Genomic DNA, 15,137 nt, shown 5'->3' on the forward strand with positions numbered 1-15,137 from the left:
TCTGCGTTCTTCGAGTGGTCACGACGGCTCGCTCACCAGTACCTCGGCGCCTTCCCCCACGACGCTCCAGGAGGTTCCATGTCCACCACGACCGACACCGATGACGCCATCGGTCTTCCCGAGTTCCCCGCTGACCGCGACGCACGCTGCCCTCTGGCCCCCGCCCCCGAGTACCGGGAGTGGCGTGAGACGGATGGTCTGCGCCGGGTGAACTTCAGGGGCCACGCCGCCTGGGCCGTGAGCCGGTACGAGGACGTCACGGCCGCGATGACGGATCCGCGGATCAGCGCAGAGGTCCCGATACAGCAGATCAGCATGGGCCCCGGCGCCCAGATGTTTCCCCGGATGGACGACCCCGAACACGCCCGGCTGCGCCGCATGCTGACCAAGGACTTCACGGTCAAGCGGGTCCAGGCCATGCGCCCGCGGATCGAGGAGATGGCGAACGAGTTCATCGACACCATGGTGGCCTCCGGCAGCCCCGCCGATCTGGTCCAGGCGTACGCGCTGCCCATTCCCTCCCTGGTGATCTCGATGCTGTTGGGGGTGCCCTACGACGACCACGCCTTCTTCCAGGACATCACCTCCGTCCTGATGAGCCGCACCGCCACGGAGGAGGAAAGGCAGAAGGCCAGAGGGTCCCTCTTCGTCTATCTGCTCGACCTCATCGGGAAGAAGGAACGCGAACCGGACGACGCCCTGATCAGCCGCGTCGCGCGCGAGCACCTCCAGGAAGGGCAGCTGAGCCGCGAGACCTTGGCGGTGAACGGCTTCGTCCTCCTCAACGCGGGGCACGAGACCACCGCGAACATGATCGCGCTGGGCACCCTCACACTGCTGCAGAACCCGGACGCGCTCGCGCGGATCCGCGACACGGACGACCCGAAGGTGGTCTCGGCCGCGGTGGAGGAGCTCCTGCGCCACCTCACGATCGTGCACAGCCTGGTCACCCGAGTGGCCAAGGAGGACATCGAGATCGGTGGCCAACTCGTCCGCGCCGGTGACCTCCTGGTCATGAACCTCTCGGCAGCCAACTGGGATCCCGGCTTCGTCAGCGACCCCGACCGCCTCGACATCGACCGCGACGCCCGCGGACACGTGGCCTTCGGACACGGCGTGCACCAGTGCCTCGGACAGGTCCTGGCCCGTGCCGAACTTGAGATCGCCCTGCCCGTGCTCCTGCGCCGGCTGCCCGGCCTGCGTCTCGCGGTGCCGCCGGAGGAGATCAGGTTCCGCAACGACATGAACGTCTACGGCGTCCACGCGCTGCCGATCGCCTGGTGACGGACACGCCCCGGGCGCCCCGCCGCACCGCCGTCGCCCCGGTCGCCGCCACCCGCATGCTCGCGGGATCCCCGGCGTACGCGCGGATCGGCGGCGCGGACGGCAGCCCCGCCGATCCGGCGGCCCTGGAGATGATGAACACCCTCACCCGCAGCCTCGATCCGGCGCTGGTCTCGCCCACGGTCGCCTTCCCGGCCCACGAGGACTGGCCGGTGTCCGGTGAGGTCTACAGCGCGGGTGGCGGCCAGGCCGCGCGGTTCTTCGTCGGCCGGACGCGGGCCTGCCACAACCAGGTGCCTTGCACGCCCTGCTCCGGCGGATCACTGCTCGTCCACCCCTCCCTCCCCACAGGAGTAACCATGAGTACGGCGACCGGCCAAACCCAGCCGAACGACGGCACCGATCTTCCCGACTACCCTGGCACCCGTTCTCCCGGCTGCCCCTTCGACCCGCCCCCCGTACAGGCAGGTTGGCGGCGCGCCGACGGGCTGACGCAGGTGCGGCTGGGCAATGGCCGCATCGCCTGGGCGGTCACCCGGTACGACGATGTCAAGCGGCTGCTGGGCGATCCGCGGCTCAGTGCCGACGGACATCGCTACCCGCAGCTGATGGAAACCCAGCGGCACGGCCAGCCGCAGGCGTTCCCGCGGATGGACGACCCTGAGCACTCCCGTATCCGGCGCACCCTCACCGGCGAGTTCACGGTCAAGCGGGTCGAGGCGATGCGGCCGGACGTCCGGTCGCTGGTCAGCCGGTTCCTGGAGGAGATGATCGCCGCAGGATCGCCGGCGGACTTGGTGCGCGCGTACGCGCTGCCGATTCCGTCCCTGGTGATCTCGTTGCTGCTCGGGGTGCCCTACGACGACCACACCTTCTTCCAGACACGCAGCGCCACGCTGATGCGCAAGGGAACCCCGCAGGAGGAGAGGAAAGCGGCGAGCGGTGAACTGTTCGGCTACCTCCTGGACCTGGTGAAGCGCAAGGAGCGCGAGCCGGGGGACGACCTCATCAGCCGGCTGATCACCGAGCGGGTGGTCACCGGAGAGCTCACTCATCACGACGTGGCCATGAACAGCATGGTCATCCTGCACGCAGGGCATGAGACCACGGCCAACATGATCGCGCTGGGGACGCTGGCCCTGCTGGAGAACCCCGGGCAGGCCGCCCGCATCCGGGACACCGATGATCCGAAGGTGGTCGCCGGCGCCGTCGAGGAGCTGCTGCGGTACCTGACGATCGCCCAGGACATGCTCGTGCGCGTGGCGACCGAGGACATCGTCGTCGGCGGTCACCTCGTGCGAGAGGGCGAGATGCTGGTCTCCGGTCTGCCCTCCGCCAACCGGGACGTTGTCTTCGAGACCGCCGACGCCCTGGACCTCGACCGCGACGCCCGCGGACACGTGGCCTTCGGGCACGGCGTCCATCAGTGTCTCGGCCAGTCCCTCGCCCGCGTGGAACTGCAGGAGGCCCTGCCCGCGCTGCTGCGCAGGCTGCCGGACCTGCGTCTGGCCGTACCCGTGGAAAAAGTGCGTTTCCGGCACGACATGGTGGTCTACGGCGTGCACGAGCTGCCCGTCGCCTGGTAGCCGCAAGGCCGCCACCCCTGAAGAACCACTTCCTGAAGCCCCACCCCCTGAGGAACCGAGGACAAGAACCATGCGTGTGGAGCTGGACGAACCGAAATGCGTCGCGGCCGGACAGTGTGTAGTGGTCGCCCCTGAGGTGTTCGACCAACGAGACGAGGACGGCGTCGCCGTGGTGCTGGAAGAGCATCCCGCCGCCGAACTCCTGGACAGCGTGCGGGAGGCCGTAGCCGTCTGCCCGGCCGCGGCGATCCGCCTGGCCGAGCTGTGAAACGGATCGTGGTCGTTGGTGCCTCCGCCGCCGGTCTGGCGGCGGCCGAGACACTGCGCAGGGAAGGCTACGACGGCACGCTCACCCTGGTCGGCGACGAACCCCGCCCGCCCTACGACCGGCCGCCGCTGTCCAAACAGGTCCTGTCCGGTCAGTGGGACGCCGACAGGACGGCCCTGCGGACTCCGGAGGACCTCGCCGCCCTCGGCCTCGACCTGCGGCTCGGCGTCGCCGCGGCCGGCCTCGACCCCGCCGGACGTCTGGTGCGGCTGGCGGACGACTCGACGGTGCCGTACGACCGGCTGCTCATCGCGACCGGCGTACGGCCACGGCGCCTTCCCGGGGACCGTGAGGCCCACGTCCTGCGCACCCTCGACGACGCGCTCGCCCTGCGCGACCGGATAGGACCGGGACGGCGGCTGGTAGTGGTCGGGGCCGGATTCCTGGGGGCGGAGGCAGCGGCGGTGGCGTCGAAGCTGGGCGCTCAAGCGATCCTGCTGGAGCCGGCGCCGGTACCGCTGGCGCATGCGGTGGGCCGTGAGGTGGGGCAGGCGCTGGCACAGGCTCACCGGGAGCGGGGTGTGGAGCTGCGGTGCGGGGTCACCGTCACGGCCGTGACCGAGGACGGGGTGCGGCTGGCGGACGGCGAAGTCGTCGAGGGCGACGAGATCCTGGTCGCGATCGGCTCACTGCCGAACACCGACTGGCTGGCCGGCAGCGGTCTTACCGTCGACGACGGCGTGGTCTGCGACGAGTACTGCCAGGCCGCGCCGGACGTGTACGCGGCCGGGGACGTCGCCCGCTGGTACAACCCTCTGTTCGGCACCTCGATGCGGATCGAGCACCGCACCAACGCGGCCGAGCAGGGCATGGCCGCCGCCCGCAACCTGCTCGCCGCTCCCGGGGCACGCAAACCGTTCACGCCGGTGCCGTACTTCTGGTCCGACCAGTACGACATGAAGATCCAGGCGTACGGCTACTTGCGCGGCCATGACGAAGTCGCCGTCGCCGAAGGGAACTTGGCCGAGGACCGCTTCCTGGCCGCGTACCGCTCCGGCGACCGGATCACCGGAGCCCTCGCGGTCGGCATGCCGGCCAAGGTCGTCCGGCAATGGCGGCAGGTCATCGCCGTCCGCGCCGCCTGGCACGACGCCGTTCCGAACCGGCCGTAGGCGACACGCGTGTACGCGACGCAGGGCTGTGGAGCCCCGTAAGGCGCGCCCAGCCCTGTGACCGTGCCACAAGGTCCCCTTTCCGTAGCGCCGTCCCCACCGGCTCCCCCACACGGAGGCCCACTTCCATGTCTCCGCCCTTTCCCCCCACAATCGAGGCAGGGAATTCCGTACCCCCACGAGTAACCACCCTGCTGTGCGCCGCCCCCGCCAACACCGATGATGGAACGGCCCAGTGACATGTACGGCACACGCCGCATGCCGCCGGCCTGGGGCGCCTTCAGGGTGGCGGGCGTCAGCATCGTGCGGGACGTTCTGCCCGCGGACAGGCTCGCCACGTCCACCGCCGTGATGTACGGCTCCTTCGGCGTCGATGGTTCCCTGGGCCTTCCCATCGCCGCGCTCGTCGCCGAGAACCACCACGGGCACGTGCTGGGCCGCCGCTGCCCTCGGCACCGCCGTGGCCGTCCTCGTCTGATCCTCGCCCACCGCACCATCGACTTCGACGGCGTTACGCTGCCGCCGCCCCGGAACGGCCCGCGCACCTTCCTGGCGATCGGTGGATGCCGCAGTCGTCTCCCTGGCCTGCGCGTCCTTCATCCCCCGCCGACGGTCGGACGCCGACTCCGCGGAAGCACACGCGCCGACAAGCACGGCCGCGCAAAAGCCCGCCACCGACGCCGGGTAGGGGTCACGGAGCAGCGGCTCTCGTTCCAGCACTCTCACACACCCCTGCTTCCACCACACTCCCCGTCTCCCAGCGCATATCCCTGTCGAAATCTCCCGGAGGAAACACATGACGCTGTACCTCGCCCAGACCACCGGCGAACCGACAGGGGGCGTTGCCGGCTGGGCCTTCGATGTGATCGACGCACTCGGCGGGCTGGGGGTCGGGGTGCTCACCGCCCTGGACAGCTTGGTTTTCGGGGCCCTCCCCGTCGACGTGCTGCTGCCGCTGATCGGGTACACCGCCAGCCAGGGCGCCATCAACATCGTCGTCGCCATCGTCTGCGCCGCCGCGGGAGTGGTCGCGGGCAGTCTCGTCCAGTACACGCTCGGCGCGCGGCTCGGCCGCGACCGCGCGCGAGCGCTGCTGGTGAAGATCCCGGGCATCAAGCCGCAAACCGTCGACCGCGCCGAGGCATGGTTCGCCCGGCACGGCGCCAAGGCGGTGTTGTTCGGCCGGATGCTTCCCGTCGTCCGTCCCATCATCTCCATACCGGCCGGGGTCGAGCGGATGCCGCTGCCGAAGTTCGTGGTGCTCACCGCGATCGGCAGCCTGATGTGGAACGCCATGCTGCTGGGCTCCGGATACCTGCTCGGCGAGAACTGGCACCGAGTGGTCGACATCATGGGCTATGTCCCGTACGTCCTCATCGGTGCCCTTGCCGTGGGTGTCCCCCTGTTCCTCAGGCGCCGCAACCGACGCCGGAAGGAAGCAGCGACCGCGAACGTCGAGACGAACACCTCGGGGTGAGGTGGCCGCGGGTTCGACCCGGTGCCCTGGTTCTGGTCCGACCAGTACGACATGAGAATCCAGGCGTACGGATACCTGCGCGGCCACGAGCAAGTGGCCGTCTTGGAAAGTGACTTGGCCGAGCGCCGGTACGTGGACGCGTAGCCCGTCGCAGCCGCTCTCAGCCCCGCACCACACACGGAGGCCCACCCATGTCCAGAACACACCCGCCGGACGCCCAGGCACAGAATTCCCCGCCACTGCGGCTGGACGCCATGGTGGCGGCCCTCACCCTCACCGGAATCATTGGCGCGTTGACGCAGACCCTGGTGATCCCGATCGTTCCCCTCCTGCCCCAACTGCTGGACGCCAAGGCTTCGGACACCGCCTGGGCCGTCACGGCCACGCTGCTGTGCGGCGCTGTCGCCACTCCCGTGGCGGGCCGGCTCGGCGACATGTACGGCAAGCGGCGCATGCTCCTGCTCGGCATCTGCCTGATGCTGGTGGGCTTGGTGATCTGCGCGCTGAGCGACTCCCTCGCTCCGATGATCGTCGGCCGGGCGTTGCAGGGTCTGGCGGCGGGCGTGGTGCCGCTGGGCGTGAGCATCATGCGTGAGGTACTGCCCGCCGAGAGACTGCCCGCGGCGATGTCGGCGATGGTCGGCTCCCTCGGCGTCGGTGCCGCCTTGGGCCTGCCCGTCTCCGCGGTCATAGTCGACAACTTCGACTGGCACGTACTGTTCTGGGTCTCCGCGGTCCTCAGCGCCTTCTCCGCCGGACTCGTCGTCCTGCTGGTGCCCGAGTCGAGGACGCGTACGGGCGGGCGCTTCGATCTGACGGGGGCGGCCGGCCTGGCACTGGGCCTGGTCTGCCTGCTGCTCGCGGTCTCCAAGGGCCAGGACTGGGGATGGGGAAGCGGCACGGTCCTCTCCCTGTTCGCCGTGGCCGTGATCGTGCTGCCGCTGTGGGGCTGGTTCCAACTGCGCACCCCGCAGCCCCTGGTGGACCTGCGCACCACCGCACGACCGCAGATACTGCTCACCAACCTCGCCGCGCTGGCACTGGGCCTCGTCCTGTTCTCGATGAACATGGCGCTGCCGCAACTGCTCCAGATGCCTGAGGCCACCGGCTACGGTCTGGGCAAGTCCCTGATCGTCACCGGCCTGGTCATGGCTCCGCAGGGCCTGGTGATGATGGCGGTCTCTCCGTACGGAGCGCGCATCACCAAGAGCATGGGACCGAAGGTGACCCTCATGATCGGGTCCGCGGTCGTGGCAGTGGGCTACCTCATCACCATGGTGATGATGTCCGGGGTCTGGCAGGTCATCGTGGCCTCCTGCATCGTCGCGACCGGAGTGGGCTTCGCCTACGGCGCGCTGCCCGCGCTGATCATGGAAGCCGTGCCGGTGTCCGAGACCGCCGCTGCCAACGGCCTCAACGCGCTCATGCGTTCCATCGGCACGACCGTTTCCAGCGCCGTCGCCGGTCTGATCCTGGCCCACATGACCACCGATTTCCACGGCGTGCACATCCCGACGGAGAACGGCCTGCGGGCTGTCCTGGCCCTGGGTGTGGGCGCCGGTGTCCTCACCTTCACCTTCGCGAGTCTCATCCCTGGCAGAGCGCCGGCGGAGGTCCCTGCCCCGGCGAAGTCGGCCGCCGCGAAGGCCGCGGGGGCGGAGTAGGGCATCGCTTCAAGGCTGTCGAACCTCGCCTTTCCTGTTTCCTGTCTACCGCTCGTCAGGTGGTGAGGCCGGCGTCGCGGGCCAGGAGGGCGGCCTGGACGCGGTTGGTGACTTCAAGCGCGGTCAGGATGCGGCTGACGTGGGCTTTGACGGTGCTCTCGCGCATGGCGAGGCGGGTGGCGATGTCGGCGTTGGTGTCGCCTTGGGCGAGCAGGGTGAGTACGTCGCGTTCGCGGGGGGTGAGCCGGTCCAGCCGGGCGTGGGCCGCGGTTGCTTCGGGCTGGTTGGTGGCGTGGTAGCGGTCGATGAGACGGCGGGCCGCGGTGGGGTGGAGCATGGCCGAGCCGGCGGCGACCAAGTGGACGGCGCGCAGGATTTCGGCTGGGTCGGTGTCCTTGAGGAGGAATCCGTCGGCTCCGGCGGCGAGGGCGTTGTAGACGTATTCGTCGAGGTCGAAGGTGGTCAGGGTGATCACCTTCGGCGGGTGGGGGAGGGCTCGCAGGCGGGTGGTGGCGGTGATGCCGTCCATGCGGGGCATGCGTACGTCCACGAGGGCGACGTCGATGCGGTGGGCGGTGGCCTGTTCGATGGCCTTCAGGCCGTCGGGGGCCTGGGCGACGACCTCGATGCCGGGGTCGCCGTCCAGGAGGTCGGTCAGGCCGAGGCGGACCAGCGCGTCGTCGTCGACGATCATGGTGCGGATCATGTGCGGGGGCCGTTCTGTTCGATGGCGGCGGGGTGGGGGATGCGTGCGGCCAGCCGCCAGGCACCCGCGCCGGCCGGCCCGGCGTTCAGGTGGCCGCCGAGCGTGGTGACGCGTTCGCGCAGGCCGACGAGCCCGTAGCCGGAGCCGACGGTGTCCGTGCGGGGTGTACCGGAGGGGTTGGTGACCTCGACGAGTGTGGCCGGCGGCCCGTAGTCGATGCGTACGGTCACTGGAGCACCGTCGGCGTGCTTGCGGGCATTGGTCAGTGCTTCCTGGACGATGCGGTACAGGGCCAGACGGTGGGTGGTGGGAGCCTGCTCCGGAAGGCCGTCGGTGGTCAGCTCGATGTGCTGGCCGGCGGCGCGGGCCTCGTCGGCCAGTTCCTCTACCTCCCTCATCATCGGCGTGAGGGCGGCGCTGGTCGGCGTGGCGTCGGGGTCGCGCAGCACGCCGAGAACGTCGCGCAGGTCGGCGAGGGCTTCGACGGACGTCGTGCGCAGCAGACCGAGTCGTTCGGCGACGGGTGCGGGCAGTGTGTCGCTCTTGGTGGCCAGTACACCGGTGTGCAGTGCGATCAAGCTGAGGCGGTGGGCCAGGACGTCGTGCATCTCGGCGGCGATACGGGACCGTTCCGCGACCCGTGCGGCCTCTTCGCGCAGCTGTGACTCGATGCGCAGATGCTTCATTTCAGCGGCCAGCGCCTGGAGCAGACGCCGGCGGTTACCGAGCCACAGTCCGACGACGACGGCGAAGAGCAGCACGACCAGCGCGGACACATACCGCTGTTCGGCCCACAGCCGGGTTGCCGGGTAGCCGAGCAGATTGGCGCCCAGCGCCACGACGGCGCAGCCCACTGCCACCCGCATCCGGCGGGCCACGGACAGGTCGAACATGACGATTCCCAGCAGCGGCACCGTGAGCCATCCCCACCACACTGTGACCGCGGTGACCAGAAACGGGGCGAAAGGCCATGGCAGCCGCGGCACGAGCAGGGCCACCGCGCACACCACCACGGAGGCGATGACCGGGGCCAGGAGCTGACCGCCGCTGATCGATGCTCCGTTCACCGCAGCGGCCAGTGCGAGAAACGCCACGAGTCCTACGCGCCCGAAGGCCGCTGCCCACTTCGGGGTCCTGCTTCTGCTCACCTGGGCGATCCTAGGCAAACTCCCGCTCCCTTCCGTCTGACGATCGGCGATGTCCACCCCCTACTTTCGCAGGGGGACACCGTCGCAGAACGGCGGATCTTATGCCGGACGCGACTTTCTAGCGTCAATTCCATGAACGACCGGACCACCTCCCACGACCATGTCCTGGCGCAGCGCAATGCCGAAGGCTGGATGTTCCTGATCGAAGCGGCCCGTGATCTGCGCACCACGGGTGCCATAGCCCCCAGCGGCAAGGCCCTGGCCCGCGCGCTCACCGACCCCGTACGGGCTCAGGCGCCCCACCCGCTGGCAGTCCTGGAAGCCGGTGCCGGCACCGGCCCGGTCACCCGGGCCCTGATACCGCGGCTGTCCCGGGGCAGCCGCCTGGACATCGTCGAGGCCAACCCGCGCTTCGCCTCGCGACTGCGCCACCTCGTCACCTCACACCCGCACCTGACAGCCACGTCCGCGCAGGTGAACGTGCATCAGACCTATGTCGAGCAGCTCGACACCGACCAGCGGTACGACGTGATCGTCTCCGGGCTGCCCCTGACCAACTTCACGCCCGTGCAGGTCGAGCGCATCATGGCCCGCTACATGGGACTCCTCCACCCCGGCGGCACGCTGACCTACTTCGCCTACCTCGGCACCCGCAAGGCCCGCGCTCTGACGGCATCGCGGGCCGAAGCCCGCCGCCACGCCGCCGTGGACGAGATCATGGCCGCCTACCAGCACACCTACGCCACGGGCCGCTGGACGGTATGGGCCAACGTTCCCCCCGCCTACGTCTGGCATCTGCAACGACCCCTCGTCTCCGCGCACCAGCCCACGCCGCAGTTCGACGGGACGAGGCGGTGAACGTGCTCTCCGACATCCTCGGCCACCTCCCGCCGGCCTCGGCGTACACCGTGGTGGCCGCTGCGGTCCTGGCCGAGTCGATCCTTCTCGTCGGCGCCTTCGTCCCGACGCTGTCCCTGCTCCTGACCGCGGGCGCGCTGGCCCGTACCGGTCACGTCGACATTCTCCTCGTCATCGCAGTCGCAGCCGGCGCCGTGGTGGCGGGTGACTTCCTCGCCCACCGCACCGGCAGGTATCTCGGTGACCGGCTGCGCGGCGGCCACCTGGGCCGTCGCGTTCCGGATGCCGCGTGGGCCAGGGCCGAGACGCTGATGACGCGCCACGGCGGCCGAGCGGTCTTCGCGGCCCGCTTCCTGCCGGTGGTGCGCACCCTCGTCCCGCACACCGCGGGCGCCACCCGTCTGCCCTACCGGCGGATCGCTCCGTACAGCGTCGTCGCAGCTTGTGTGTGGGCCACGGCGGAAGCGGGTGTCGGATACGCCGCCGCGACCTCTCTCCAGCGCGTCCTCACGCTGGGCGGCCCTGCCCTCGCCCTGGTCGCTCTGATGGCGATCGGGGGCTCGCTGCTGTGGCGAAGAAGGCGCCGATCGCCTGAAGCCGAGGGACAGGCGCCCGAGCCCGGTACAGAGTCTTCCGGTCATGTTCACGCAGGTCTGACGAGGCCGGTGTCGTAGGCGAAGATCACGGCCTGGACCCGGTCCCGGACCCCGATCTTGGTGAGGATGCTGCTCACGTGTGACTTGACAGTGGACTCGGCGAGGGAGAAGCGTTCGGCGATCTCGGTGTTGCTCCAGCCGGTGGCGATGGCGGTGAGTACTTCGCGTTCGCGGTTGGTGAGGCGGGCCAGCTGCCGCTGCTGTTCAGGCGTGTGGCCCGGCAGACGGCTGCCGAAGGCGTCGATGAGCTTGCGGGTCAGACCAGGCGAGATGACGGCGTCTCCGGCGGCCACCGCGCGGATGCCGGCGACGAGTTCATCGGGCATGGCGTCTTTCAGCAGGAACCCGGACGCTCCGGCGCGCAGGGCGTCATAGGCGTATTCGTCGAGGTCGAAAGTGGTCAGGACCAGGATGCGCGAGCGTCCGCCGGACTGGATGATGCGTCGGGTGGCCTCGATGCCGTCCATGCCGGGCATGCGAACGTCCATCAGGACGACATCGGGCTTCAGCTCGGCGGCCATGCGGACGGCTTCGGCGCCGTGGGTGGCTTCACCGATGAGGGTGAGGTCGGCGTGCTGTTCCAGAAGCATGCTGAAGCCGAGGCGTTGCAGGGCCTGGTCGTCGACGATGAGCACGGTGGTCATGCGCGGGGATTCTCCGTTTTGGTCATGGTGACGGGCGGGGTGGTGAGGAGCCGGGCGTGGACGCTCCAGCCGCCCTCACGGTTGGGTCCGGCGGTGACCTGGCCCTGGTAGATGGCCGCGCGTTCGCGCATGCCGATCAGGCCGCGGCCGTTTGCGGTGCTCCGCCTTCGGGAGCGGGGTGCGCGGAGGGGGCCGGTGTCCTCGACGTCGATGTGGACCGTGCCGGGCCCGACGATTACCCGGACGCTGACGGAGGTGTCGGCGGCGGCGTACTTGAGGGAGTTGGTGAGGGCTTCCTGGACGATGCGGTAGACGGTGAGCTGGAGGCCGGGGGCCAGCACGGTGAGGTCGCCGTCGGTGTCGAGGGCGACGCTCGGGCCGGCGGCGCGGACGCGCTCGATCAGCGGATCGAGGTCGGCCAGGCCGGGCTGCGGGGCGAGCGGGGCATCGTGCGGCCGGTCGTTGCCGTCGCCGATGACGGCGAGGAGCCGGCGCAGTTCGGTGAGGGCGCCGCGGCCGCTGTCAGCGATGATCCGTAGGGTCTCGGCACCCCGCTGGGGCTTGGTCTCGGTCAGGCCGGCGGCGCCGTCGGCGAGGCCGACGATGACGGCGAGGGTGTGGCCGAGGATGTCGTGCATCTCCGTCGAGACGCGGGCGCGTTCCTGGGCGACGGCGAGGCGGGCCTGCTGGTCCTTCTCCTTCTGCAGGGCGGCGATGACGACATTGACCAGGCGGGTGGCCAGGCCGAGGCCGGCGATGGCCATCACCGTCACCATCCCCAGCAGAATGACGGGTTCCGAGCGTGCGGCGTACTCCGGTTGACCCTCGCCCCACAGCCCGGCGGCCCAGGCCACGAGCTGCGTCAGGGAGATGGCCAGGGCGATGAGCAGCCGGCCGGGGGTGGCGAAGCGGCCCACGTTGAACAGGGCTACGAGGCGTGCGACGTCGGCGCTGGCGTTGGCACCGTGGAGGGACCCTGTGTAGGCCGTCAGCGCGGCGGTGGCACTGGTGAGTACGAAGACCAACATGGGCCTGCGCTCCCGCCAGAGCAGGGGGGCGGCCAGGACGGCGGTGAGGATCAGCTCTTCGGCGACTCCGGTTTCGCCCGCGGGGTTGAGTACGGATGGAAGGCCCAGGGCGAAGCAGAACAGCGGTACGCCCCACCGCCGGACCCGGGGATGGGCCCGGTCCGCCCACCGCCAGGAAGACAGCCGAGCGATGATCGACACAATCACACGCTGCTCAGCGTCGCTCGTCAGTGCCTCGGGCAGCTCGGGTCGGTCGGGAACGTGTCGCCCGGGCCGGGAATCCTGTGGGGGCGTGGGGGGCAAGGTCTGGGCCCTTCGCGGTGCAGGCGAGCCGCTCGCCGGTCCCCGGGTGATGGACGGACGGGCGGCGACTGGGGGAGAACGCCGACCGGGGTCGACCGCTCTTCCGTAATCGTACGGCTGCCAACGGTTTGGGGTCGGCGGCCGTCCTGGCCTGGTCACCGCACCCGCCCCTGCCCGCGCCATCTGAGCCGGGAGCCGAATCTCGGGAGAAGGCGGCCGTGGGGCGGGCGGCCTGCCGGGCTTCGAGCGCGTGGCGCGGTTTCCGGCCCTCGAACACGTCGGAGGCGAGGCGGAGCCGGATGTCACGGCGAGTCTCAGGCCGCCCACCCCGGCCGGCCGGGGCGTCGGCGCCGATCCCACGAACGTGGACGCCAGGAGGAAGATCCGCAAGTGGACGACCAGTGGAGGTGGAGGAAACGCCGACCGGCCCGAGTCGGTGCAGAACGATGGACGCAAAGTTGCTCCCGCCGGGAAAGAACGTCATTGCCTGGACGGGCCTGACCAGTCCCGGACTTCAACCTAGAAGCGGAATCGACCGATGCCACGGCACCGCGGGAGGGAATGCCGCGACGCCGACTAGTACCGGGGTACCAGAGCCCGTCCTCCTCACGGCCGCGACGAGCGGTCCAGGGTATGGAGGCGGGTGACCGTCGGCGGACGGGGTCGATGAGCCGACGGGTGAGGTTCGGCGGGATGACGGCGCCTCCGGCTGCGACCGCGCTGATGGCGGCGGTCGGCTCGTGCCGAGCGGTGCCGGGTGGTCTCGATTTCGCCCATGCCGGGCACGCGGACGTCTGTCAGGACAGTGTCGGGGCGGCGTTCGGGGTGTGCGGACTGATGCGCCGACGTCCGCGGCCTCGCAACGGCGGTGAGGCCGGGCCCTGGCGGCATGCCGAAACGCCAAGCCGCGCCAAGGCTCGGCGTTCGACCATGAAGGCAGTGTCAAACGGGGCGCTTCTCCGAGGAGTTGGCAGGCGCGTTGGGGATGAGGAGGGCGTGGACGGTCCAGCCGCCGTGAGGGTTGCGGCCGGCGGTGACCTCGCCCCGGTACAGGGTGGCGCGCTCGCGCATACCGACCAGTCCCCTGCCGCTGCCCGTCCGGCCACGTCGTGCGTGGGTGCGGGGCGGGCCGTTGTCCTCGACTGTGATGCGTACGGTGTCGGGGTCGGCGGTGATGGAGACGTGGACCGAGGTGTCGCGGGCGGCGTACTTGACGGTGTTGGTCAGGGCCTCCTGGATGATGCGGTAGGCGGAGAGCTGGAGCCCAGGGGCCAGGCTGCTGAGGTCACCGTGCGCGTGCAGGGCGATGGTGGGGCCGGCGGCGCGTACCCGGTCGAGCAGCGCGTCGAGGTCGGCGAGGCCGGGCTGCGGGGCGAGCGGGGCATCGTGCGGCCGGTCGTTGTCGTTGCCGATGACGGCGAGCAGGCGGCGCAGTTCGGCCAGGGCGTCGCGGCCGCTGGCGCCGATGATGCGGAGAGTCTGGGCGCCGCGTTCGGGCTTGGTCTCGGCGAGCCCGGCGGCGCCGTCGGCGAGGCCGACGATGACGGCGAGGGTGTGGCCGAGGATGTCATGCATCTCGCGGGAGACACGGGCGCGTTCCTGCGCCGTGGCGAGACGGGCCTGCTGGTCGCGTTGCTTCTTCAGGGCGTCGATGTAGGCGTAGGCCAGCCGCAGGAGCAGGCCGAGTGCCGCGAACGCCACCACGGCGATCATCGCCAGCAACGTCACGGGCTCCGGACGCGTGACGTACTCCAACTGGTGTCCGCGCCAGAAGAAGTAGGCCCATGCCACGAGTTGGACGAGGGTGACGCCGGTGGCGGCGGCCAGCAGGCGCGGAGGGCAGTGACGGCCGACATTGAACAGGGCGACCATCCGGGCGAATTCGGCGCCGGTCAGCACACCCAGGGGAAGCGACACGATGGAAACGGCCGTGGTGAGGGCGAAGACCAGCATGGGGCGTCGTTCCCGCCACAGCAGCGGGACGCAGAAGGCGAGGATGATCGGCAGCTGGGGGTCGCTGACGTTGTAAGGGTTGAGGTAGGCGTCGCTGCCGCCCGCGAAGCACAAGACCGGGACACCCCAGCGCCGGACCCGGGGACGGGCCCGGTCGGCCCGCCGCCACGAGGCGAGCCGGGACATGACCGAGGCGATCACGCGCTGCTCGGGATCGTTCGTCAGAGCCTGAAGGAACTGGCGCTCGTCCGGGCGTGGGGCGGGAGCGGGCGCGCTCGATGCGGTCACGGGTGGGCCCTTCGCGGTGTCGAGACCGCCCGCCGGCCCGAGGGGGATCGGGCCGGCGGGCGGGGCAGGAGAGACGGCCGGTGAGAGACGGCCGTCATGTCA

13 protein-coding genes and 1 pseudogene are annotated in these 15,137 nt (G+C 70.3%); 9 read left to right on the forward strand and 5 right to left on the reverse strand.

The window, feature by feature from the left end; all coding sequences use genetic code 11:
- The first annotated feature begins 78 nt into the window (after window positions 1-78).
- The 7 genes and pseudogenes from AB0M67_RS28930 (at window position 79) to AB0M67_RS28960 (ending at window position 7,451) form a co-directional block, all read left to right on the forward strand.
- A complete protein-coding gene (locus AB0M67_RS28930) occupies window positions 79-1,284 on the forward strand; it encodes a cytochrome P450 (RefSeq protein WP_365750155.1) in 1,206 nt (401 codons plus the stop codon).
- Window positions 1,281-2,870: a cytochrome P450 gene (locus tag AB0M67_RS28935; RefSeq protein ID WP_365750157.1), complete on the forward strand. Its 1,590-nt coding sequence runs from the start codon at window positions 1,281-1,283 to the stop codon at window positions 2,868-2,870. Before AB0M67_RS28930 ends, AB0M67_RS28935 begins: the two co-directional genes overlap by 4 nt.
- 70 nt (window positions 2,871-2,940) lie before the next feature.
- Entirely contained in the window at window positions 2,941-3,138 is a 198-nt protein-coding gene (locus AB0M67_RS28940) for a ferredoxin (protein WP_030355372.1), read from the forward strand.
- Complete coding sequence (locus AB0M67_RS28945; RefSeq protein ID WP_365750159.1) at window positions 3,135-4,310, forward strand: FAD-dependent oxidoreductase; 1,176 nt, start codon at window positions 3,135-3,137, stop codon at window positions 4,308-4,310. Before AB0M67_RS28940 ends, AB0M67_RS28945 begins: the two co-directional genes overlap by 4 nt.
- A 796-nt stretch (window positions 4,311-5,106) precedes the next feature.
- Window positions 5,107-5,787, forward strand: a complete 681-nt coding sequence (locus AB0M67_RS28950) for a DedA family protein (RefSeq protein WP_365750161.1) — start codon at window positions 5,107-5,109, stop codon at window positions 5,785-5,787.
- Between the two features lie 6 nt (window positions 5,788-5,793).
- Window positions 5,794-5,922 (forward strand): annotated as a pseudogene (locus tag AB0M67_RS28955) (oxidoreductase C-terminal domain-containing protein); the annotation flags it as partial.
- A gap of 56 nt (window positions 5,923-5,978) precedes the next feature.
- Entirely contained in the window at window positions 5,979-7,451 is a 1,473-nt protein-coding gene (locus AB0M67_RS28960; protein WP_365750163.1) for an MFS transporter, read from the forward strand.
- Window positions 7,452-7,506: 55 nt separating this feature from the next.
- Here the strand turns inward: AB0M67_RS28960 and AB0M67_RS28965 are convergent, their stop codons facing one another.
- Together AB0M67_RS28965 and AB0M67_RS28970 are read right to left on the reverse strand one after the other, a co-directional pair.
- Complete coding sequence (locus tag AB0M67_RS28965; RefSeq protein ID WP_365750165.1) at window positions 7,507-8,157, reverse strand: response regulator transcription factor; 651 nt, start codon at window positions 8,155-8,157, stop codon at window positions 7,507-7,509.
- Entirely contained in the window at window positions 8,154-9,305 is a 1,152-nt protein-coding gene (locus AB0M67_RS28970; protein ID WP_365750167.1) for a histidine kinase, read from the reverse strand. Before AB0M67_RS28970 ends, AB0M67_RS28965 begins: the two co-directional genes overlap by 4 nt.
- A 132-nt stretch (window positions 9,306-9,437) precedes the next feature.
- On the opposite strand from AB0M67_RS28970, the gene AB0M67_RS28975 reads away from it, so the two are divergent.
- Both AB0M67_RS28975 and AB0M67_RS28980 read left to right on the forward strand, forming a co-directional pair.
- The gene (locus AB0M67_RS28975) at window positions 9,438-10,163 is read left to right on the forward strand and encodes a methyltransferase domain-containing protein (protein ID WP_365750169.1); all 726 of its coding nucleotides are present in this window, start codon (window positions 9,438-9,440) and stop codon (window positions 10,161-10,163) included.
- Window positions 10,160-10,837: a DedA family protein gene (locus AB0M67_RS28980; protein ID WP_365750171.1), complete on the forward strand. Its 678-nt coding sequence runs from the start codon at window positions 10,160-10,162 to the stop codon at window positions 10,835-10,837. Before AB0M67_RS28975 ends, AB0M67_RS28980 begins: the two co-directional genes overlap by 4 nt.
- On the opposite strand, the gene AB0M67_RS28985 is transcribed toward AB0M67_RS28980, so the two are convergent.
- From AB0M67_RS28985 to AB0M67_RS28995, 3 genes are all read right to left on the reverse strand, one after another.
- Window positions 10,807-11,463 carry a response regulator transcription factor gene (locus AB0M67_RS28985; protein ID WP_365750173.1) on the reverse strand — a complete coding sequence of 219 codons (657 nt, stop codon included), beginning with the start codon at window positions 11,461-11,463 and terminating at the stop codon, window positions 10,807-10,809. The genes AB0M67_RS28980 and AB0M67_RS28985 overlap by 31 nt on opposite strands.
- A complete protein-coding gene (locus tag AB0M67_RS28990) occupies window positions 11,460-12,692 on the reverse strand; it encodes a histidine kinase (RefSeq protein ID WP_365750175.1) in 1,233 nt (410 codons plus the stop codon). The genes AB0M67_RS28985 and AB0M67_RS28990 overlap by 4 nt, the downstream gene beginning before the upstream one ends.
- 1,044 nt (window positions 12,693-13,736) lie before the next feature.
- Window positions 13,737-15,035: a histidine kinase gene (locus AB0M67_RS28995; protein WP_365750177.1), complete on the reverse strand. Its 1,299-nt coding sequence runs from the start codon at window positions 15,033-15,035 to the stop codon at window positions 13,737-13,739.
- Window positions 15,036-15,137: the final 102 nt, after the last annotated feature.

Origin of the sequence: Streptomyces sp. NPDC051662 (assembly GCF_040681655.1) — a bacterium.
Lineage (GTDB): Bacteria > Actinomycetota > Actinomycetes > Streptomycetales > Streptomycetaceae > Streptomyces.

Excerpts from the sequence above, each read along its gene's own strand:
- AB0M67_RS28975 (WP_365750169.1), top strand. The coding sequence starts at position 9,438 with ATGAACGACCGGACCACCTCCCACGACCATGTCCTGGCGCAGCGCAAT.
- AB0M67_RS28950 (WP_365750161.1), top strand. The coding sequence starts at position 5,107 with ATGACGCTGTACCTCGCCCAGACCACCGGCGAACCGACAGGGGGCGTT.
- AB0M67_RS28930 (WP_365750155.1), top strand. The coding sequence starts at position 79 with ATGTCCACCACGACCGACACCGATGACGCCATCGGTCTTCCCGAGTTC.
- AB0M67_RS28965 (WP_365750165.1), bottom strand. The coding sequence starts at position 8,157 with ATGATCCGCACCATGATCGTCGACGACGACGCGCTGGTCCGCCTCGGC.
- AB0M67_RS28940 (WP_030355372.1), top strand. The coding sequence starts at position 2,941 with ATGCGTGTGGAGCTGGACGAACCGAAATGCGTCGCGGCCGGACAGTGT.
- AB0M67_RS28985 (WP_365750173.1), bottom strand. The coding sequence starts at position 11,463 with ATGACCACCGTGCTCATCGTCGACGACCAGGCCCTGCAACGCCTCGGC.
- AB0M67_RS28960 (WP_365750163.1), top strand. The coding sequence starts at position 5,979 with ATGTCCAGAACACACCCGCCGGACGCCCAGGCACAGAATTCCCCGCCA.